This is a genomic window from Enterococcus sp. UD-01 (assembly GCF_044909655.1).
Taxonomy (GTDB): domain Bacteria; phylum Bacillota; class Bacilli; order Lactobacillales; family Enterococcaceae; genus Enterococcus_L.
Genome location: NZ_JBIYEU010000024.1, coordinates 1 through 21328, shown reverse-complemented (window position 1 = coordinate 21328; position 21328 = coordinate 1). Strand labels below are relative to the sequence as shown.

25 protein-coding genes are annotated in these 21328 nt (G+C 36.9%); 24 read left to right on the top strand and 1 reads right to left on the bottom strand.

Annotation, left to right across the window (positions count from 1 at the left end):
• Nucleotides 1-60: 60 nt before the first annotated feature.
• From ABH902_RS14875 to ABH902_RS14760, 24 genes are all read left to right on the top strand, one after another.
• Nucleotides 61-270, top strand: a complete 210-nt coding sequence (locus ABH902_RS14875) for a hypothetical protein (protein WP_404592049.1) — start codon at nucleotides 61-63, stop codon at nucleotides 268-270.
• Between the two features lie 47 nt (nucleotides 271-317).
• Nucleotides 318-1193 carry a phage terminase small subunit gene (gene terS / locus ABH902_RS14870; RefSeq protein ID WP_404592044.1) on the top strand — a complete coding sequence of 292 codons (876 nt, stop codon included), beginning with the start codon at nucleotides 318-320 and terminating at the stop codon, nucleotides 1191-1193.
• On the top strand, nucleotides 1186-2664 hold the full coding sequence (gene terL / locus ABH902_RS14865; RefSeq protein ID WP_010765169.1) for a phage terminase large subunit: 1479 nt from the start codon (nucleotides 1186-1188) through the stop codon (nucleotides 2662-2664). Before terS ends, terL begins: the two co-directional genes overlap by 8 nt.
• 14 nt (nucleotides 2665-2678) lie before the next feature.
• Nucleotides 2679-4247 carry a phage portal protein gene (locus tag ABH902_RS14860; RefSeq protein WP_404592042.1) on the top strand — a complete coding sequence of 523 codons (1569 nt, stop codon included), beginning with the start codon at nucleotides 2679-2681 and terminating at the stop codon, nucleotides 4245-4247.
• Nucleotides 4248-4252: 5 nt separating this feature from the next.
• Nucleotides 4253-5194 carry a minor capsid protein gene (locus tag ABH902_RS14855; protein ID WP_404592040.1) on the top strand — a complete coding sequence of 314 codons (942 nt, stop codon included), beginning with the start codon at nucleotides 4253-4255 and terminating at the stop codon, nucleotides 5192-5194.
• A gap of 1 nt (nucleotide 5195) precedes the next feature.
• A complete protein-coding gene (locus ABH902_RS14850) occupies nucleotides 5196-5486 on the top strand; it encodes a hypothetical protein (protein ID WP_404592038.1) in 291 nt (96 codons plus the stop codon).
• Nucleotides 5470-5748: a hypothetical protein gene (locus tag ABH902_RS14845; protein WP_404592036.1), complete on the top strand. Its 279-nt coding sequence runs from the start codon at nucleotides 5470-5472 to the stop codon at nucleotides 5746-5748. Before ABH902_RS14850 ends, ABH902_RS14845 begins: the two co-directional genes overlap by 17 nt.
• Nucleotides 5749-5882: 134 nt before the next feature.
• Nucleotides 5883-6497 (top strand): DUF4355 domain-containing protein, encoded by a 615-nt coding sequence (locus ABH902_RS14840; RefSeq protein WP_404592034.1) that lies wholly within the window; start codon nucleotides 5883-5885, stop codon nucleotides 6495-6497.
• A gap of 12 nt (nucleotides 6498-6509) precedes the next feature.
• Entirely contained in the window at nucleotides 6510-7445 is a 936-nt protein-coding gene (locus tag ABH902_RS14835; RefSeq protein WP_404592032.1) for a phage major capsid protein, read from the top strand.
• 9 nt (nucleotides 7446-7454) lie between these two features.
• The gene (locus ABH902_RS14830) at nucleotides 7455-7709 is read left to right on the top strand and encodes a hypothetical protein (RefSeq protein WP_404592030.1); all 255 of its coding nucleotides are present in this window, start codon (nucleotides 7455-7457) and stop codon (nucleotides 7707-7709) included.
• 10 nt (nucleotides 7710-7719) lie between these two features.
• Entirely contained in the window at nucleotides 7720-8067 is a 348-nt protein-coding gene (locus ABH902_RS14825) for a phage head-tail connector protein (protein ID WP_404592028.1), read from the top strand.
• A complete protein-coding gene (locus ABH902_RS14820; protein WP_404592027.1) occupies nucleotides 8064-8381 on the top strand; it encodes a hypothetical protein in 318 nt (105 codons plus the stop codon). Before ABH902_RS14825 ends, ABH902_RS14820 begins: the two co-directional genes overlap by 4 nt.
• Nucleotides 8374-8754, top strand: a complete 381-nt coding sequence (locus ABH902_RS14815) for an HK97-gp10 family putative phage morphogenesis protein (protein WP_404592025.1) — start codon at nucleotides 8374-8376, stop codon at nucleotides 8752-8754. The genes ABH902_RS14820 and ABH902_RS14815 overlap by 8 nt, the downstream gene beginning before the upstream one ends.
• Nucleotides 8754-9143 carry a phage capsid protein gene (locus tag ABH902_RS14810; RefSeq protein WP_404592023.1) on the top strand — a complete coding sequence of 130 codons (390 nt, stop codon included), beginning with the start codon at nucleotides 8754-8756 and terminating at the stop codon, nucleotides 9141-9143. Before ABH902_RS14815 ends, ABH902_RS14810 begins: the two co-directional genes overlap by 1 nt.
• 17 nt (nucleotides 9144-9160) lie before the next feature.
• Nucleotides 9161-9679, top strand: coding sequence for a phage major tail protein, TP901-1 family (locus tag ABH902_RS14805; protein WP_088271420.1), 519 nt, complete (start codon nucleotides 9161-9163; stop codon nucleotides 9677-9679).
• Between the two features lie 61 nt (nucleotides 9680-9740).
• Nucleotides 9741-10118 carry a tail assembly chaperone gene (locus ABH902_RS14800; RefSeq protein WP_404592021.1) on the top strand — a complete coding sequence of 126 codons (378 nt, stop codon included), beginning with the start codon at nucleotides 9741-9743 and terminating at the stop codon, nucleotides 10116-10118.
• A gap of 80 nt (nucleotides 10119-10198) precedes the next feature.
• Nucleotides 10199-10456 carry a hypothetical protein gene (locus ABH902_RS14795; RefSeq protein ID WP_404592019.1) on the top strand — a complete coding sequence of 86 codons (258 nt, stop codon included), beginning with the start codon at nucleotides 10199-10201 and terminating at the stop codon, nucleotides 10454-10456.
• A gap of 16 nt (nucleotides 10457-10472) precedes the next feature.
• Complete coding sequence (locus tag ABH902_RS14790) at nucleotides 10473-13796, top strand: tape measure protein (protein ID WP_404592017.1); 3324 nt, start codon at nucleotides 10473-10475, stop codon at nucleotides 13794-13796.
• On the top strand, nucleotides 13797-14726 hold the full coding sequence (locus ABH902_RS14785) for a distal tail protein Dit (RefSeq protein WP_010765153.1): 930 nt from the start codon (nucleotides 13797-13799) through the stop codon (nucleotides 14724-14726).
• A gap of 11 nt (nucleotides 14727-14737) precedes the next feature.
• Complete coding sequence (locus ABH902_RS14780) at nucleotides 14738-16696, top strand: phage tail spike protein (protein WP_404592015.1); 1959 nt, start codon at nucleotides 14738-14740, stop codon at nucleotides 16694-16696.
• Nucleotides 16696-16863: a hypothetical protein gene (locus ABH902_RS14775; RefSeq protein WP_010765151.1), complete on the top strand. Its 168-nt coding sequence runs from the start codon at nucleotides 16696-16698 to the stop codon at nucleotides 16861-16863. Before ABH902_RS14780 ends, ABH902_RS14775 begins: the two co-directional genes overlap by 1 nt.
• Before the next feature lie 12 nt (nucleotides 16864-16875).
• Nucleotides 16876-19266 (top strand): glycerophosphodiester phosphodiesterase family protein, encoded by a 2391-nt coding sequence (locus tag ABH902_RS14770; protein ID WP_404592013.1) that lies wholly within the window; start codon nucleotides 16876-16878, stop codon nucleotides 19264-19266.
• 44 nt (nucleotides 19267-19310) lie between these two features.
• The gene (locus ABH902_RS14765; protein WP_404592011.1) at nucleotides 19311-19703 is read left to right on the top strand and encodes a phage holin family protein; all 393 of its coding nucleotides are present in this window, start codon (nucleotides 19311-19313) and stop codon (nucleotides 19701-19703) included.
• Complete coding sequence (locus ABH902_RS14760) at nucleotides 19696-20457, top strand: peptidoglycan amidohydrolase family protein (protein WP_404592009.1); 762 nt, start codon at nucleotides 19696-19698, stop codon at nucleotides 20455-20457. Before ABH902_RS14765 ends, ABH902_RS14760 begins: the two co-directional genes overlap by 8 nt.
• Nucleotides 20458-20498: 41 nt before the next feature.
• Here ABH902_RS14760 and ABH902_RS14755 read toward each other — a convergent pair whose 3' ends face one another.
• Entirely contained in the window at nucleotides 20499-21071 is a 573-nt protein-coding gene (locus ABH902_RS14755; RefSeq protein WP_404592007.1) for a hypothetical protein, read from the bottom strand.
• Nucleotides 21072-21328 lie beyond the last annotated feature (257 nt).

Sequence of the window (21328 nt, the reverse complement as noted above, 5' to 3'; positions counted from 1 at the left end):
TCGGTTTTAGAGCACTCAGTGTCTTTCACTATTATAGACATAGCGGGGGGATTTTCGCAAATGGAAATTGAAGAAAACATAAACTTAGAGTATGAACTAGAAAAAGCATTAGAACGTGCTGAATCCGTTGAGGAGTATAAAAAAATCATTCGTGTGGCTTTAGGTCAGTGGTTGCAAAATTTGAAAGGTGGCCAGATCAAACTTAATTCTGTTAGTGATTTGAAAGTATTAATTGAAGCCGATTTGATGCTTAAAGATATAGAGAATTAGTAAAAACGAAACTCAACTTATAAAGTTAGTGAGGTGGTGTGGTATGGATGGCAAGAAAGCGTGATCCAAATCGGGATAAAGCTCTGGAAATATTTATAGAACACAATGGAGAAGTGGCCAATAGAAAGGTCGCTTCTCTTTTAAGTGTTCCTGAAAAAACTATTTCGGCATGGAAATCTCGTGATAAATGGAATGAGGTACTACAAAAAAATAATTGTAGTACTACAGAAGAAAAATGCAGTACTACGAATAAAGGTGGAGCACCTCCAAGGAATCAAAATGCAAAAGGAAACAAAGGGAACAAGCATGCAGCACCTCCGTCTGGCAATAAAAATGCTGTAAAAACTGGAGAGTTTGAAACGATTTTTGTCGATACTTTAACAGAAGAAGAAAGAGACATCTATTCTAATCTGAGTGAGGATCCATCATTCATACTGCTGGAAGAAATTCGACTGCTTAAAATTCGGCAGCATCGAATGATGAAACGAATTAAGGAAGCTGAAGAAGGCCTGAACCAAAAAGAAATTGCTGAACTCTATGAATTACGTGGTAGGAAGCAATTTGTTGATTCTGAAAAGAATGGTAAAAAAATTGCTGTAGAAGTTCCGGTTATTACTATGACCGAGAAAAAAGAAAAAACGTTTCGAAAAATAGAAGATATTCTTTCTATTGAAGATGCCCTCACTAGGGTCAGCAATCAATTGGCAAGAGCTGTGAAGCAGTTTGGCGAATTAGAACTGAATAAAAAGAGAAAGAAACTTATTGAAGCGCAAGCGAAAATTGCATCATTAAAAGCTGAGGAACTAGAGCTGGAAATCGTTCCGCCGTCCAATCCTAATAATGATAATGATGAAGTGCCAGATGATATCGACAGTGAAATAATCAAATTAGAGCAAGAATTAGGGATTGATCGTAATGGATAAAGTTCAATATTATTTGAAGTTGAAAAGGCTGCAGGAGTTAAAAAGACTAGCAGATAATGAACAGAAAATTGAACGGGCTAGAGAAGATTTCTTTTCATACTGCCAGTTGATGATTCCGGAAGTTTATAAAGAAGAACGTGAGTATTTAGTTGAATTGTGTGATGAATTTCAAGAGTTTCTTGTAAGTGATGATGATCTTCTATTATTAAATCTACCGCCAAGGCATTGTAAGTCGCTTACTGCTGGTCGATGCGTCGAATGGTCATTAGGTCGTGATCCTTCTCTGAGGATTGCAACTGGATCGTATAACGAAGATCTGGCCACTGATTTTTCAAAAGAAGTAAGAGACACGATTTCTGAAATAAAAGTAGATGATAATATCGTCTACTCTGACATCTTTCCTAATGCAAAAATCAAACGAGGATCATCAGCTGCTAAGCGTTGGGCGTTGAGAGGTTCTAAGTTATCATATCTCGCAACTTCTCCAGGAGGTTCAGCTACTGGTAAAGGATTTGATTTGTTATTCGTGGATGATGTTATCAAAGGGATTGCAGATGCAACAAATGAATTTGCACTGGAAAAGCATTGGGACTGGTTTACAAAGCAAATGATCTCTCGTGTTGAAAAAGGTGGGAAAATTATTGTAATTATGACTCGTTGGCACTCTAAAGATTTAGCCGGAAGGATTGAATCTGAAATGCCAGCAATGGGTTACAAGCTGCGCATCATTAAAAAGAAAGCACTCATTGATGAAAAAAAGGAAGAGATGTTATGTTCAGACATCTTATCTTTTGAAGATTATAAAAAGAAACGTGCTGCGATTGGTGTGGATATAGCATCTGCCAACTATCAACAAGAACCGATCGATATCAAAGGTAGACTCTATTTGGATGGTTTCAATGAGTATGAACAGTCAGAATTACCAGAAATAATTCATACTTATGCTTATACAGATACCGCAGATGAAGGTGACGATAAACATGCAATGTATATCTTCGGTCAAACTCTGGATAATCGAGCTTATATTTTGGACATTCTTTATACAGTAGAAGATCAAGGAGTTACCAGGGATAAGACAGTTGAAAAACTTTATAAAAATGAAGTGAATACAGCTTGGTTTGAATCTAACAATGGTGGTACTGGATATGCTAGAAGCGTTAGGGATAAGCTCAAAGAAAAATATCGATCAAATCAAACTGTAATTAAATGGTTCCACCAATCCAAAAATAAAAAAGCTAGAATAATTACGAATGCACCTTGGATCATGGAAAATGTATTTTTCCCTAAAGGTTGGAAGCATCGCTGGCCAGAACTCTATGAAGATTTAATGTCTTATCAAAAACAAGGTAAAAACACCCATGATGATGCTCCTGATGGACTAACTGGAATTGCAGAAATTTGTGCTAATAAATTGAGATCGTCTAATCAATCGAAAAAACAAAAATACAAACAAATTAAACGGATGTTTTAAAGGAGTGTGAAAAAATGGAAAATCAAGAAATATCAGATGAAACATATGAGGAATCAACTGATAAGACTTTAAAAGTAAACGAGTTTGAACATGCTTCAGACATTCGATATTCTAGTGATGTGACTGAGAATTACGTCAGTTTCGGTGTAGAATCGAATATTCATTATCGATACAGTACTGCTGAAGAACTTCTGGATAATCCTGATATTTTAGCAAATATGATTTATCATCACTATCAACATCAAGTTCCTCGTCTGCAGGTATTGGATGATTATTACAAGGCTAAAAATACGAATATCATTAAAAATCGTAGACGAAAGGAGCCGGAGAAAGCTGATCATCGTTCAGCTCACAATTTTGGCAAAGTTCTTGCCACATTTGATGTAGGTTATAATACTGGAAACCCAATCAAGGTACAAATTAAACCTAAAAAGAGACAGACAGTCATTGATGATTTTAATCTGGATAATGACATTGATGGTCTGAATGGTGAACTTTGGTTAGACATGGATAAATACGGACGTGCTTATGAAGTGATCTATCGTGATGAAGATGACGTTGACTATGTTGATCTATGCAATGTCTTTGAGACGTTTGTTATTTATGATACATCGGTGAAGCGGAGACCGATCGCAGCTGTTCGATATCCTAAAACTAAGTTTACAGTGGATGCTGATAAACAATATATCCAGCCTATAATTTACACTGAAGATAAGATCATAACTTATGAAGAAACTATTCTCTCTGCAATCCAACTTAAAAATCCAGATGAAACACCTCATGATTATAAAGAAGTTCAGATTACTGAATTTTCGCCGAATCGTTTCAGAATGGGCTTGTATGAAGATGTTCTTTCGTTAATAGATTTATATGATGCTGGTCAATCAGATACTGCGAACTACATGACGGATCTCAATGATGCCTTGTTGGTTATTAGTGGTGACATTGATGCAGCTGGTATGACATCCGAAGATGCTGCCAAACAAAAAGAAGCCAATATGCTTTTACTTGAATCAGGAACAGATATCAACGGTAATAAAACATCAATTAATGCTGGGTATATTTACAAGCAGTATGATGTTAATGGGGTGGAAGCTTATAAAGAAAGAGTTAGAAAAGGAATCCATGAAATTTCTATGGTTCCGGATTTGACCGATACAAACTTTTCTGGTGTCCAGTCCGGCGAAGCTATGAAGTATAAGATGTTTGGATTTAACCAAATGACGGCAGTGAAGCAGAGACTATTCAAAAAAAGTCTTGTGCGGCGCTATCGTCTTTTATTTAACCTAAAATCAAGTGTTTCCGAGATTGATAACTCCGATTTAAAGGGTTTACGGATTGTATTTACTCCAAATCTACCAAAAGCAATTCTTGAAGAGTTAAAAACATTAGTTGATTCTGGTGCTGAACTTAGTCAAGAGACCATTTTAGGTCTAGCATCATTTATTGATGATGTTCAAGCCGAAATGGATCGGGTAAAGAAAGAATCTGAATCCACTCCAAGAACTGATCAAGAAAAAGCACAGTTAAAAAAAGAACAGGCAGAATTTTTAGCCAAACAGGATCAACCGAAGGAGGACTGATCTAAATGTCCTATTTAAAAGATCGGGAAGATGCTTGGATTAAAGAACAAATCAAACTTGATAAAGTCCGTGAAAAGGAAATAATAAAACAACTGCAGCATGCTATTGATTCTATTCAAACGGAAATTGATGCAAACTGGGATAGATTTTCTAATGGTCAACAGATTACGATCAGTGAAGCTCGAAAGCGTGCAGCTAAAATGGACGTGGAACGATTCCAGCGCAAAGCGAAAGAATATGTTGAGAACAAGGATTTTAGCCCACAAGCAAACAAGGAGCTTAAAATCTACAATCTTGTTATGAGAGTTTCACGTTTAGAACTGCTTAAGGCTCAAATCGGGCTAGAATTGGTTACTCTGTTTGATGGCTTGGATAAGTGGGGATATAGCCAACTGTCATCTGGTGCTAAAGAAGAATATCTTCGTCAAGCTGGCATCTTGGGCAGCACTCTGGATGAAAACTATACTAAAAAAGTTTCTTCCATTGTAAATGCTTCTTTTAAGTCCAGAGAGTACGCATCATTCAGTGATAATATCTGGCAAAACTTCACCGAAATGAAAGCCGATTTAGAAAAATTGCTGACAAAAGCAATTACTCAGGGTAAAAACCCTAGAACTGTAGCTAGTGAACTTGCAAAGTTCCTAAAGCCTAATCAAGAAAACATCCGTTACAAACTCAATCGATTAATGATTACTGAAATGACGGCGATCCAAACTGACATTCAAAAGCAAAGCTATTTGGATGCTGAGATAGAAGATTATGATTATATCGCTGAGCCTTCTGCTTGTGAGATATGTAAAAAAGTAGCTATAGGAAGTCCCTATAAAGTAGTGAAAATGGTTAAGGGTGTGAACGCTCCGTTTATGCATCCGTTTTGCAAATGCTCTACTGCACCACACGTTGATCGTGATTCGTTTGAAAAAACATTAAAGAAACGAGGGTTATGAAATGGCTAAAGAAAAGTATGTATGTAATAAGTGCGGCAAGCACACTCCGTTTGTTCAGGAAGTAGAAAATTTGCCAGATGGTGTGGAACGTCATTATGCTGGATGCCAATCGTGTGGTTATCAGTCAACAATCTTCTTTATCGATTCTGAGATTAAATCTCTAATGTACCAACAAAAGAACACTGCTTTCGGTACGAAAAAGAAAGAGCGGTTAACGAAACAGATTCAACGTCTTATGGACGATCTGAAACAAAAAATAGAAAGCAAGGGTGAAAATGATGAAAACAAATAATAAAGAAAAATTAATGGATTTGGCAGTTGATATTCTCACTGACACAAACATTAATGAACTAGAGACCGTCGACGTTTCTGAAACCCACTATGACGATGGTTCAGTTGGAGTATCTATCAATCTAACTTATCCAGCAGTCAAAGTCGAAAAAAATCAGTTAACTACAACAGTTGAAATTGATGGAGAAGCAATTGCAAAGAAAATTTCAGATGCAATTTCTACAGATAAGATAAAACGAAGTGCTATATCGAATAGAATGTAGTTTTAAGTCTAGTTGATCACTAGGCTTTTTATTATGCCTTTTCTTGCTGAAGGCGTTAAAGAACAGCTTGTTTCGGCTGACTGGCGTAACTAGTCAAATTTATCGGGTAGCGGCGTAACCGTGGAGGAATAATCATGAAAAAACGTTTATTAATGCCATTACATTTACAATTCTTTGCTGATCCAGATGGAGGTAGTGGTGAACCAGGAGGAACAGGAACTCCGCCAGCAGGTGATCCCAATCCGAATGATCCAGCGAATCCTGATGATCCAGACGGAGTTGGTAATGGAGACAAAACATTTACTCGTGATGAAGTAGCAAAAATGATTGCTGCTGAAAAAAACAAAGCTTTTAAAGCTTGGGAAAAAGAGCAACAAGAGAAGCAGGCTGAAGCCGAAAAACTAGCCAAGATGAACGCTCAGGAAAAGGCTGAACATGAAAAGAAACAATTAGAAGCGAAAATTGCAGAATTGGAACGTGGCCAGACTTTAGCAGCTATGACAACAGAAGCATCTAAAATGCTGTCAGAAGCTAGTTTGCCACATGATGATGATTTACTCAGCTTGATTGTTTCAGATGATGCAGAAGCTACTAAGGGAGCTGTGGCGATCATTACGAACTTTGTATCTAAGATCAAAAAAGAAAATGCTCGTCAACAAACTCCAGCTGCTGGCGGTCAGTTCGATACAAACGGAAATAAAAAAATGTCGACAGCAGAGTTAGCAAAACAAACACGAATTATAAAATAGGAGGATTCACACATGAAAAAGAACTTAATGAAAATGGATTTACAAACTTTTGCAGTACCAAAATTTACACCTGATCACGCTAAATTGTATGAACAAATGGATGGGACAATTCCTGATAAGTACAATGAATTGATCTTAAAAGAAGTTATGGAAAACTCTAAAATGATGCAGCTGGCAAAATATGAAGAAATGGACGGAAAAGAAAAAGAGTTCCAATATTTTGCTGAAGGACCAGGAGCTTACTGGGTAGGTGAGGCAGAAAAGATCAAAACATCTACTGCCAAATGGTTAACAGTAAAAATGGTAGCGAAAAAAGCGGCTGTCATTGTTTTAGCTTCTCGTGAATATTTACAATATGAACGCTCAACATTCTTTGATGAAATGCGACCAAAAATTGCAGAAGCTATTTATAAGAAGATTGATGCTGCAACTATCCTGAATCAAGAAAATCCATTTCCACAATCGATTGATCAATCTGCGGTGGCGGCAGGACATGTTCTTGAAGCTGATTTGACTTATGACGCTGTTATTGAATTGCAAGATCTTTTAGAAGAAGAAGACTTTGAACCAAATGCGTTCATCTCTACACGAAAAAATCGTAAAACGTTACGTGAAGCTTCTAAGGTGATTGGAAATCAAACAGAATTAATTTATGACCGAAATAACAATACACTCGATGGATTACCGGTTGTTGATCTAAAAGCACAGGAAAAAGGAACATTATACACTGGTGACTTTGATCATATGTTTTATGGTATTCCGTATAACTTGTCTTATAAAATCTCAGAAGAAGCGCAACTTTCAACTATCGTTGATGAAAATGAAGATCCGATCAACCTGTTCGAGCGTGAAATGATGGCTATGCGTGTAACAATGGATATTGGTTTCATGCTTGTTAAGGATGGTGCATTCGCTAAAATCAAATCTAAAGAAATTCCGGAAGGGTAGGTAAACAAAATGAAAGTAACGGTAAATCAAGTATTTCGTGACATTCATACAAAAGAAGTCTATGAAGTTGGCCAAATTATTGAAATGACTGACGATCGTTATGATGAGATCGTTGAAAATTTAGGTGATGGTTTTATTCATATTGTTGAAGAAGGATTTCCAAAAATGATCAAGCGTGGACATTATGAATTATCTAACGGAGAACAAATTGAAGCAAATAAACAGGAAGCTGTTCAAGCAGAAGCAGCGCTTTCGACTGAGTAGGTGACTATTTATGGCAGATGAAACTAATTCAATTGCTACAGATGTCAAGACGTTGTTAGAAGGTAAAGTTGATGATAAACTCGCAGTAATCGAACGCAGGACGAAAGAACGGCTGCGTTCTTTACTTGGGGATCCAGAAGATATTCCATCACAATTTGAATATATTTCTTATGAGGTAACTCTTAAACGATTCAATAGAATCGGTAATGAAGGGATGCAGTCGTATTCTCAAGAAGGTTTATCTATGGCGTTTCCTGACTCTGACTTTTCAGAATACAAAGACACAATCGACGAATATCGCCGGAAAGATGAGGAAGCCTTTTACAAACCGAAAAAAGGAGTGTTCCGATTCAAATGAGATACGATAAATCAATTGTGTTCGTAACGGAGTCATCTGAGTCTCACTATGATGCAGATCCTGGTGAGTGGGTAGAATCTGAACCGAAGCGAACAGATACCACTGCAAATGTCACAGACTTGGGAACTGATAGATCAGTTGCCATCTTTGGAACAATTAAAGAAGGGGCTAAGGTCATCCGGACACAGCCTCTTTTTTCTGTTCCGGAATGGGATTATATCGAATACCTTGATAAAACCTATCAGCTAGTAACTGAACGAGTTCCCCAGGAGCGCCACAGTTTAATTGTTCAGGAAGTGATCAAAGATGGGTAAGGGATCATTTAAAATAAACGGCCTTGCTGGTCTTTCAAAAAAATTAAAAAAGAATGCCAGTATGGATGATGTTAAAACAATCGTAAAAACAAATACTGCAGAACTAACAGCAGAAATGCAAAGAGAATCTCAAATCGTTTTGACTGGACACTGGGAAGGTAAGAAGTTTGTCAAACCAACAGGCGCAACCAAACGAAGTATTACTATGCATATGTCAAACAATGGATTAGCTGGGCATGCTGGACCAAAAACAGAGTATGCACCTTACTTGATCCGTGGTACTAGATACATGGTTAAGCGTGATTTCTTTTTGCCGCCGCTTAGAAAGCAAAAACAGAAGTTTAGATCAGACTTAGAAAGGTTGATGCAGTAGTGATAAAAACAAGAGAGCAATCAATCTTTGATGCAATGTTTAGGTGTTCTGAGAAATTGGGTTTCAAAACCTATGACTTTAAACCGATGGATGATGTTCCTTATCCGTTCGTTGAGTTTGAAGACACTCAGACTATTCATCAACCTAATAAAACTGATATTAAAGGATCGGTGGTACTGGTTTTGTCGGTTTGGGGCATACAGAGGAAAAGAAAGCAGGTGTCCGATATGGCAGCTGCTCTTTTTGATGGAGCTTTACAGATTGACAAGACTATCGGCTATTCTTGGTCGCTAAATATACAATCGAGCGATATTAAAATCGTAGATGATTTATCTACTAACACGCCGCTTAAACGGGCGATAGTAACTCTTGAATTTAGAATTTTATAGAAAGAAGGAATTGAATTATGGCAGAAGCATTAAAAGGTGTCGATATTATTTTGCTTTTCAGATTACTAAAAAAATCTACAGAAGAAGCAGCATGGAAATTGGCATATCAAACAGAGCATGAAAATACAAAATCAAAAGATAGTGAAAGTACCGCAACAAAAGATGGCCCGATTCGTACTCCAGGAGCTCTTGAATTCGATTTCTCTGCTACTTCCATCTTATCTAAAAGTGATCCATATGTAGATGAGTTAGAAGATGCACTCGATAATGATGAAATTATTGAGATTTGGGAAATTAACAAAGCCGAAAAAGGAACAGGTGAAAACGCCGATAAATACAAGGCTAAATACTACCAAGGATATGTAACTAGCTTTGGTAAAAATCCGAATGCTGAGGACTCCGTTGAGCTCTCTTTAGAATTTGGGATCAATGGTAAAGGTGCCAAGGGTTATGCAACATTGACAGCTGATCAAGAAGAAGTTGTTCAATATATCTTTAAAGATACAACCAAAGAAGAAACTGTTCCAGAAGGATAAAACACAATTTTTAAGAAGGTTAGTGAAAACTAGCCTTCTTTTAATTTTAGGAGGAAACCACATGCAAATCGAAATTAACAAGAAAAAATACAATTGCAAATTCGGCATAAAATTTGTTCGCGAGTTAGACAAAAAATTTAGTGTGAAAAAAGAGGGCGTAGAGTTCGGATTTTCTCTAAGTACAAAATTACCTGAATTGGCTGGAGGAAACGCAGCTACATTATCTGATTTTCTTTATACCGCAACAATTACAGAATCACCACGTCCAAGTCAGGATGAAATCGATGACTATATTGATAACGTGGAAAACATTGAGGCTGTTTTTGATGAAGTGTTGAAAGAACTAGAGGAAAGTAATGCGGGGAAGTTAGCGGTAAGAACGCTCAAACAGAATCTAGCGGAACAGATAAGTCTGGAAACAGAAGCGGACGGGAACTAAGCTCTGCCGAAACTTATGAACGAATTTTGATTAATGCGTTTCGATTCTTAGGAATGGTAAACATTACAGAGATTGAGCGAATGACTTTATATGAATATGAAGTACGAATGCTCGCTTGCCAACTTAAAAGGTTGGATCAGGAGTTTAATGCTCATATGCAGGCATGGACTTCTCGGAAAATCAAAACGACAAAAGGGAAAAAACAGGAACCCTACTACAAGGATTTCAAAAAGTTCTTTGATTATGAAAAGAAAGAAAAAGAAATTCTTGGTATGTCTTTGATTGATGAAAAAATCGATGATACTGCAGTTGATCTTCTTAGAAAAGCCAATAATTGAGGGAAGGAGGAAAATAATGGAAACTTATTCAGTTGAAGCAATCTTGGCTGCTACCGATAAAAGCTTTTCAAAAACCATGAATGATGCAGAAAAATCAATGGGTGGTTTAGGTAAGCAGTCCAATGAACTTGGAGATCAACTTTCTGCAAGTACAAAAAAAGGCGGAGAGCTTACTAAATCCATACTCGGAACAGCAATGGGTGTTGGTGCTATTAAATTAGTTTCTAGTGCAATGGGAATGGTCAAGGATTCAGTTGCCGGAGCTATAAGCCGTTTTGATACGTTAAACAAATATCCAGTTGTTATGAAGTCTTTGGGATATTCTGCAGAAGATGTTGATAAATCAATGACTAAGTTGGGTGACGGTATTGACGGTTTGCCTACTTCACTCGATGAAATTGTGGCCAGCACTCAACAGTTATCTATAGCAACAGGTAGTTTGAGGACTGGTACAGACACAGCAATCGCTCTTAATAATGCGTTTCTTGCATCAGGAGCTTCTACAGCTGATGCCAGTCGAGGAATGCAACAATATATTCAAATGTTAGGAAAAGGCGAAGTTGATATGCAGTCATGGCGTTCACTTCAAGAAACTATGCCAGTTGCGATGGATAAAGTAGCCAAGTCATTTAAAGAACAGGGTGTTACTTCAGTAAATGATCTATATGATGCATTGAAAGAAGGCGATATTACTTTCAAAGAATTCAATGGTCGTTTAATTGAATTGAATGAAGGCGTTGGTGGCTTTGCTGACTTAGCTCGAAAAAATTCCGAAGGTGTAGCAACCTCATGGCAGAATATCAAAACAGCTACTGTCAAAGGTGTAACTACTGTTATTCAAGCATTTAATAATATGATCCAAGAGGTCACCGGAAAGTCCATTGCTAAAAACTTAGATGGATTAAAAGTTCTAGTAAATAGTACATTCAATTCAATCAAGTTAATTATCCAGGGGACTACACCAGTAGTAAAATTGTTTGCCCAAGGGATCTCAGGTCTAATAACTGTAGCTAAGCCTTTAGAACCCGTTCTTTTTGGTATTGCAGCAGCTTTCGCCGCCTTGAAGATAATTCAAGGTATTAATAGTCTTGTTCAGAAATCATATGAGCTTTTCTATTTGGCTGGAATGTCTGGTAAGGCTCTCACAATCGTAACGAAAGCTCATGCAGCTGCTCAGTTAGCGGGAACGGCTGCCACAAAAGCCGATATTATGGCAAGAGCTGCACAGAACGGACAGGTCACTATCGGAACGGCTCTGATTGGACTAATGACAGGTGCAGTTAGTTTAAGTACAGTAGCTACCACTTTAATGACAGCTGCAACTACCGCTTTTAATGTAGCTTTAAAAGTTTTATTGGGTCCTGTAGGTTGGGTTATGGCTGCAGTTGGTGGATTAACAGCAGCTGGTATAGCTTTGTGGAAATGGCTAAATAAAGAAACTGAGGCATCCAAAAAACTTAATGCGGAGCAAGATAAGCTCTCTCAATCAACCAAGACGTTAACTGACTCGGTAGAACAGAATTCAAATACTAGAAAAGATAATTTACGAGATATTGCAAGTAATGCCACTGCTTATCAAAAATTAGGCGATTCCGTAACTGACTTGGCCAGCAAAGAAAAATTATCTGCAGTTGAAAAAAAATTATTGAAGTCAAATGTGGATGAGCTAAATAAATCAGTTTCTGGCTTGAATCTTATCTATGATCAAGAATCGAATAAATTATCAATGTCCACTGAACAAATCAAGGCTCGTATCGCTGCATTGCAACAACAAGAATCAGCGAATGTTTCACAACAAGCCTTGACGGATATTTTGAAAGAGCAGGCCAGTGTTGAATCGAAATTGAAAGAAAATTCAACGATGAGACAAGAATGGAATGATAAGCTCAAAGATGGCTCCGTCAAAATGAAAGAGTATAGGGAAGCTGTCAAAGGGTTGGACGATCAAGAAAAAACGCTCAAATCAACTCAGGCTGATCTTAAAACAGAATATACTTCTACTCAAGAAGTGCTTGAAAGCTCTTTGAATTCAGTAGCACAAGCGACCGAAGCAGGAGTGTTTAAACAAGTAATTTCATATCAAACTCTAAATGATGCTCAAAAAACCACCGTTGATAATATGAAAGCAAAATGGCAAGAGTATTCTGATGCTGCTACAAACATGTTTGATACATTGACCGATAAACAAACGATGTCTGTTCAACAGATGCAGGCTAATTTAGAGGAAAATCAACGAGTAATTGGTACTTGGGCTGATAACATTTCCAACTTAGCTGATCGTGGTCTTGATGAAGGATTACTAAACAAACTTCGTGAAGCAGGACCAGAATCCGCTGGCTATGTTGCTGCATTAGTTTCGGCATCTGATGAAGAATTAAACAAGATGAGCGAAACATTCCGTAATGGTGGTGAAGTAGCGACAACAGCATTTAAGACTGCATTCAAAACTGGCGATATTCCAGGAGAAGTCACTGCGATGGTTACTAGTGCAAAAGAGTCTTTATCTAGTCAAATTCAAACTGCAAACTTCGGAGAATTGGGTAAAAATGTTGCGCAAGGGACTGCACAAGGAATCAATGAAGGAGCTCCAGAAGCTGGAAAAGCCAGTCAAGATATGGCAAGTGATGTCGCTGAAAAATTTGCTGGAGAACTTGATATTAATTCCCCATCTAGAGTATTTAAAAGCTACGGTGGATTTATTGCAGATGGTGTTGTACTTGGTATTCAAGAAAGTGCAAGTAAAGTAAAAGCAGCAATTGATTCGTTAGCAACTATTTTCACTGCTAGTGGACTCAAGATCAATCAAGAAGCTGCTAACATTTCTCGATCCATTCCTCGTTCTTTTGACAATTTAGACAATGAAATGAATTCAATAGGTATTAATATCATGGCCGGACTGGCTAACGGAATTAATGCTGGCGCATCTGCAGCTTTATTGGCTGCACAGAATATCGCTAATCAGATTATAAACACAACTAAAAATGCTCTTGATATCCATTCACCTTCTAGAGTTATGAGGGATGAAGTCGGAAAGATGATCCCAGCTGGTATCGCTGTTGGTATTCAGAAAAATTTGAGTATTGTTAAAAAGCCAATGGAAAAACTAAGTGAAAAATTGTATTCTTCATCTGGAATCTTCGATAAGAATCAACCACAACTTGGCTTCAATGATCCGTCATCTTCATGGGCTTTTTCTGGCAATCTTGCTACAGGAATTACAATTGAAGTTCCTGTGAATTTAGATGGTAAACAAATTGCTAAAGTCACAGCGAAACCTATGAGTAAAGAACTAAAGCAACTAACTAATAAACAAAATACAGCATTAGGAAGGAGAGGTTAGATGTACGATTTTACTGATACAAATAACAATGGTTCATCTAAAACTATTCTTCCTTCCGAAGCTATGAGCTTTAACGGCGTTTTCCTAGAAAATATCATTCCAGGATATAGAACCTTAAATGTAGTCGGTCGAGAATTGGCTGCTACTGAAATTCAAAGTTATCAATTGGGGATTCGTGATGGTATGAGGCAAGTTTATTCTCGTATTCCTGAACGAGAGTTAATCGTCAAATATAAAATAGACGCTCCGACAAATGAAGATTTTCGTGATCGATTTAATCGTTTGAACGTTGCACTTTTCAGTGAAAAAGATGTAGAAATCTGGTTTAATGATGAACCTGAAATGTTATGGAGTGGTAGTAAATCGGATGTTGATAATGTTCCAGAAGGTGTCAATCATGCTGTGGGAACTTTCACAGTATCTCTAAGTGATCCCTATAAATATACTCGATCTGATGCAACCAGTGTTACTTGGGGCTCGAAAGTAATCACCTTTCAATCCAATTATTTGATGGGAAATACAGGTTCGGGTGCTGCCAACATGCCAATATTAATTGAGGGCGGTGCTTATTGGGGATCAACAATGATTACTTTCCAGAACCGATCATACTTAATGGGGGATGATGGGAAAGAATCAAAACCTATTGAGATTTATCCGACCGTTGAAGGTTTGAAAGTTAAACCAGAGATATTTCTGAAAGGAACTGGTCGAGGTGTATGGATTAAAACAAGGAATGACACTATTGACTTGGGTGATTTTGATAATGCTGAAATCCTTATCGATACTCAAAAATTCTACATTACTAAAAACGGTCAACCAATGATCAGACCAATGAACGATTTTTATATTTATCCAAATGAACCACTTTACATTCAAGCTAAGGATAGTGATTTTGCATTAACAATTCGTTATCCAAATAGATTCTTATAGGGGGTGATAGCTTGTTAATGGCAATGAACCTCAAACGTGATTATACTGCGATTTTGGAAAATGCTCATAATGTCAGTTATGAAAAAATTGAGAACCAGATCGGAAACATAGAATTTACGATGCCCTTAGATGATCCGAAAAATTCATTTTTACAGGAAATGCTTTGGGTTGAGCTTACAGATAATGAAAATGAATATATCGGTTTGTATCGGGTGATGCTATCTACAATACGAAAAGATGCTGGAAACAACACAATTACTTATACTGCAGCTCATGCTTTAAGCACACTTTTAGATAGTGTGCTTTTTGGTTATCATGAGTTAGTCAATCGTAAAACAGTTGATGTGATCAATTATATCCTTAATAAGCAAACTACTAAAAATTGGGTGTTAAAAAAATGCGATTTCACTCGATATTTCAGTTATGCTTGGGAGAATGAAAACGGGCTTGCGGATGCACTATTTTCTATTCCAGCAGCCTTTGATGAAGACTATGTTTGGGAATGGAATACTCAAGTTTATCCTTTTGAATTATCTTTAGTGAGACCTCAAACAGAAGTTGTTGCTCGGATACAAGAAGGGTATAACATGCAGGGGTTTGAGATCGAACGAGATCCTAATAATCTAGTCAATCGTATTTATCCGTTAGGCGCTGGTGAAGGAATTAATCAAGTAAACATCAAGTCTGTAAATAATAATTTGACATATGTTGAAGATAAAAAAGCTATAGAAAAATATGGACTAGTTGAGTATGTATGGGTAGATCAACGTTTTACTATTCCTCAGTCATTGAAAGACAATGCGGTCAGTATGCTTAAAAAATGGTCAATTCCTAAAGTAAGTTGGTCAATTACTGCAGCAGATTTAACTAAGCTTACTGACGATCCTCTGATCATTGATAAACTCCGTAAAGGCGGAGTTGCTATGATTAATACGAATGATTATGGCAGCATAAATTTAAGAATAAAACGAGAAGCGAAACGAGATGTATTTGGAGCACCACAGGATCTTGATCTTGATTTGGGTAACTTGAAAGATGATATTTCAACGACCATGTCTGATCTTGGCAGGAAACAAGAAATCAACGAAACATATTCTCAAGGCGCGACAAATATTCTAAATTATAGCTACCAAGATAATTGTGAAGCTGCCTATCCTGCGAATATTGAATTTTATCTTGATGATGATGTATTTCATGTGAATACAGTTGAATTGACGTTCAAAACTAAACGTTATCGAGGATACACTAAAGCTGTCAAAGGTGGAGGTGCAAGAGTACAGTCAACATCTTCTGGAGGTGCTTCTACGCAAACAAGTTCTTCTGGTGGTGGTTATTCATCAGGATCCACAACAGCTGGTGGTGGTGGAAGTAGCCAAACTAGTAGTGTAAATGGTCAAAGTACACAGACTAGCAGTGCTGGTGGTAGTCATAGACATCTTATGTTTACACCGTCTAATGCGTCTGGACCAATTCAACAAGATACTAAATATGAGGCAGGTAGCGGACAATTATTACGATTGGATGGGTCGAACAGGCCTATTTATACAAGGGAAGAAAGCGGAAATCATTCCCATTCTGTCTCGACTCCAGCGCATTCTCATAGTGTAAATATTCCAAACCACTCTCATAGTTTTAGTGTAAATATTCCAAATCACACCCACAATGTCAATATTCCAAGTCACACTCATCAAGTTAATTTACCTGATCATACACATCCTCTTGAGTGGGGTATTTACGAGGCTTCAGATAGTGCAAGTAAGGTAGATATTATAGTAGATGGTACAACTATTCCTTTACACGAGATAAGTCAGAACAGACTTGATCTTGTTAAATATTTACGAAAAACTAGCACTGGAAAAATTGCTAGAGGTAACCATACAATCCAAATAAAACCTAACAAACTTGCACGTATTGAAGCGCAAGTTATTTGTCGTGTTTTCATTCAATCTCAATTAGGAGGACAATTCTAATGAATATTAAAGTAAAAAAAATAAATGGTGAAGAATTTTCAGCAAAAGTAACTAAAAATCTACAAGAAATTTTCGAAGAGCTAGCTGATATATCAGGTAGTAACTTCATTTTACTTGGTGATCATATCGAACAAAAAATAACGATTGAATCAATCGTAGAAGAATAGAGGTGATAATAAATGGCAGTTGAAAAAATTTTAGAAACTGACACGCTCAATCAGGGTCGTGTAAAAATTAATGCCATTATGGATCAGTCAAATTCATCTGTTGAGACTGTAAATGGTTATAAATCGGAACTCACAGAAGGAATTAAGCAAGCAAAGGAAATCGCTAGAACTGCAGGTGATGAAGCTAAAGAAATTGCTGAAGAAGCAGGGGAATTAGCCAATCAGAAAGCAGATCAGGCTATTGCTGATTCTAAGACTGCTGTTGATACAGCGAATCGAGCTGTTAGTACAGCTAACCAAAATAAACAAGAATTTGATGCATTAAGAAATGAGTTTGGTGATTTAGTTGCAGAATCAGGTGATAGTAACCCAGAAATCGTTCAAGCAAGAACTGATACGGAAGGGATTAAGCAATCCACGTTACAAGCACGTTTAACAAGTGACTTTAACAGTCGATTAACTACTACTGATGCAATGAAAATGTTCTCTGGCTCTGTTAATACTCCCAAAATGATGGATTTTAAAGGCAAAACAGCTGGAAATAAAAACGGCAATCCACACCAAGCTTTTTCTGATTATACGGCAACTACGCTCAAGAAACCATCAGCAAACTGGAATGAATTTACACAAGATAATTATAATAAAGTGGTGTCACGTGACGATACAGGAGTTTCAACGGGTTCGTCACAGAGTGGTGTAATTCCACAACAATTCTTTCTATTTGATGTGAAAGCAGCCATTGAATCTATTGCTGAGGATATTTTCGAAGGAATGACAATGGTTCAGGTTGTTAAATATATCAAAGATAATTTTGTATCGATCAAGATCCCAATTCGTGGAAAAGCTTCTTCTCCAGGGAATAAAAATTTGAAAGTAGCGACTTTCTTAGAGTCAGCTGATAGCTATTCGGTTCAGATGCAGAATTCAGCACCAGACTATACTGATTTTGCTACTGAGATCAATGATAGTAACTTTATTGACTCGGAAGGCAAAATCAACGTATTGGTATTTTCTGATAGTTCCAATGGTGTCACACCAGCATCCATTGATGTTGACTATATTGGAGTACAAATCACAATTTCACTAAGTGCATTAGATGTTCTGAATAAAAGTGGTTTTTTGAAGGATGAACAATTGAAAGCTCACGTGGATGACACAAACAACCCACATCAAGTAACTAAAGCGCAAGTCGGTTTAGGAAGTGTCCCGAATTATTCTATTGCATCAAAAGCGGAAGCGGAAAATGCAACTAGTGATAGTAAATTTATGAGCCCATTACAGACAAAAAACTTCCATCAAAAAGCTACTGAAACGGTTAGGCAAAAGTGGAGAGAGGGATTAAATTGGATCGCTCACAGAGGTAACAATACGGAATACCCAGAAAATTCTATACCAGCTTATAAAAATGCTAATCGTCACTGGGGAATTGAAACAGATATTCAAGTTACTTCTGACGGACATTGGGTAGTCATGCACGATGATACTGTTGATCGAACGACAAATGGAACAGGTTCAATTAAATCTATGACTTTAGCCCAGTTTAGAGCGCTAAGAATAGATACTGGTGCTAATATCGACAGTTTGTCTGATGTAGAAAAGACTCCGCCGATCTTGGAGGAATACTTAGCAATTTGTAGAGAAAAATGTAGAGTACCTGTTATAGAAATTAAAACAGGCGACTATACGATTTCAAATTACGAGCAGTTAAAAACAATCCTGACTAACTATGGATATAATGAGACGAACTGTGTGATTATCTCGTTTGACTATACTGTACTGACTAATATTAGACAAATGTATCCTAATATGGAACTTCATGTGGTTTCTAGCACCGTCACTCAAAGTGTAATTGATCAGGCAGTGGCTTTAGGATATCCAGCAACTCTTGGTGTGAATTATAGTAATGCAGGTGTTACAGCTGATTTAGTCAATCAGTTACATGCGTTAGGATTAAAAATAAATGTCTGGACAGTTCCTGATACAAAATTTGAAGATATGAAGGCATTGAATGTTGATTACATTACCACAAACAGTTTGTCAGGAAACTTAAGGTATGCCGCACTTACTTTGCTAAACGGTTTTACTAATAACGTTGATGCTGGCAGGATCAAAGAGTCTTATGTCGAGGAAATTGAACAAGGTGTTATTCACCTCTCATTTAACGTGAGCGGTGGCGTGACTACACAAAATAGTCCAATTGCAAAACTACCTGATTGGGCGATTCCTATGTATCGTCAGTACCCTCAATGTGCCGTTCGTATATCTACAGGAGTCGCTTTTGGTACGTTCGATGTTAACGGGCGTTTAGTTCCTGGCTCTGCCACAGTTGGTACTATTGCAGTAGGTTTAAATTGGGCAAACAAAACATCATGGGCATCCGGTTCAACAACATACAAAATCTGATGAAGCCCTTTCGGGGCTTCATTTAAAAAGAAAAGGTGGTAATTATGAAAATGTTTGATTATTTGGAGCAATTTTTGATAGATGCGGATCATAAAGCCCTTTATGTTTTAGCATTAATTTGTGTGGCAATGGTGATTGATTTTTTAAGTGGCACTTTAGCCGCCAAAATCAATCCTGACATTGAGTTTAAAAGTAAGGTAGGTATAAACGGGATTTTGCGAAAAATAGCAAGTATGGTTCTGTTAATGTTTTTTATTCCTCTTGCACCTCTGATTCCAGGTGGATTCGGAGTGGGATTAATCTATGTATTGTATCTAGGTTATTTAATGATGGAACTTAAATCGATCTTAGAAAACTATGAAAAAATGGGCATAGTGACAGAACTTTTTGAGGACTTTTTAAAAAATATTAAGAATAAGGATGATGATGATGGCTAACGTTAATGAAATGATCAATTGGATGAGACAGCGTTTAGGTGTAGTTCGATATAGCATGACTAATCGTTTAGGACCCAGTAGCTATGATTGTTCTAGTGCTGTTTACAATGCTTTGATTGCTGGTGGATTTTTGAAAGCCGGAAGCATGGGGAATACAGAAACCTTGTTTAACGATTTAGAGAATAGTGGATGGGAACAAGTAAAACCAATTAATGGTAATTATCCGGCTAAGAAAGGTGATATCTTTATTTGGGGTAAACGAGGTTTTACATTAGGAGCAGCTGGTCATACAGGTATTTTTATTGATGACAACGACAAAATCATCCATTGTAATTTTGGCTTTGATGGGATATCTATCAATGATCATGACTATATTTGGATGTATAATGGACAACCTGAAATCACTATCTACCGCTATACTGGAAAAAGTAATGGTGGTACTAATCCTAAACCGAGTACTCCAAAACCTATTGTTCCAGTACCGCAAGACCCTAACAAGCGTATACAGATGTCCGGAACATTTTATCCTGATAGAAAACTTGCTGTCAGTGCAGATACGAATCCGGATGATGTAAAAAGCCCGGCATTGGATTATTACACTAAGGGAACTGCAATCAGATATGACAGCTATGTTATGTCTAATGAGTATGCTTGGATTAGTTATATTGGAGCTTCAGGAAAACGTCGTTATGTTGCAGTTGGTCCAGATGATGGTCGTATCGATACAACATGGGGAACAGGATTTTTTAATTAGTTAGAAAAAGCCTATCTCTGTACGAGGTAGGCTTTTTTTGATTATTCGATTTTTTCAAATACTTCTTTGTATTTATTGAACTCTTGGTCCATCTGTTCTTTCTCTTTAGAATCGTTTGGCTTATACGTATACATTAGAGATAATATTTTAGTGTTTGTTGACATGTAAAGATCCGCAGAAGATTCATCTTGTAAATTTTTTTCTGCATTCATTAAATCTTCACTTGATTCGTAGGTCTCTATACCAATACTATCAACTCCAATTAAATTACCTGTATTAAAAGACATTTTGCTAATGAATTTTGTAGGGCTATTTTCAATATCATACTCATTTGGAAAATACTCCAGTGAGTCCATGTTCTCTGGATAGTCGATTTTCAAATCATTATCAAGAAAAGCTTCTACAATTTTCTTATTTATATCTGATGTTAGGGAAGATAGTATTTTCTCTTTATCTTGTTTAGGCTCTTCTACACTTGAAGAACTTTCCAATTCCTTTACTCTCGATTCTAATTGTTCAACTTTACTACTAGAAGTCGTTTCTTTTTTATCATTCCCACACGCAGTAAGTCCAAATACAGAAATTAAAATAAACCCGTAAACTACTTTTTTCATATCGATCCTCCTAAGATAATGTTCTAAATAAGTATATCAAACAATATATTAACATTAAACTGATAACTTGTAGCAAAAAAAATTTCCCACAAAATTTTCCACAGAACGTGGGGAATATGACGGTATTTTAAGTATTAAAAAAATAAGATTACTTATTTTACATTATCTTAAGTTATTAAAATAGGTAATGAAATAACTACCAAGAGTAAATAACAACCTTCATTTCCACCACAGACGACGGTCGTGGTGGTTTTTTT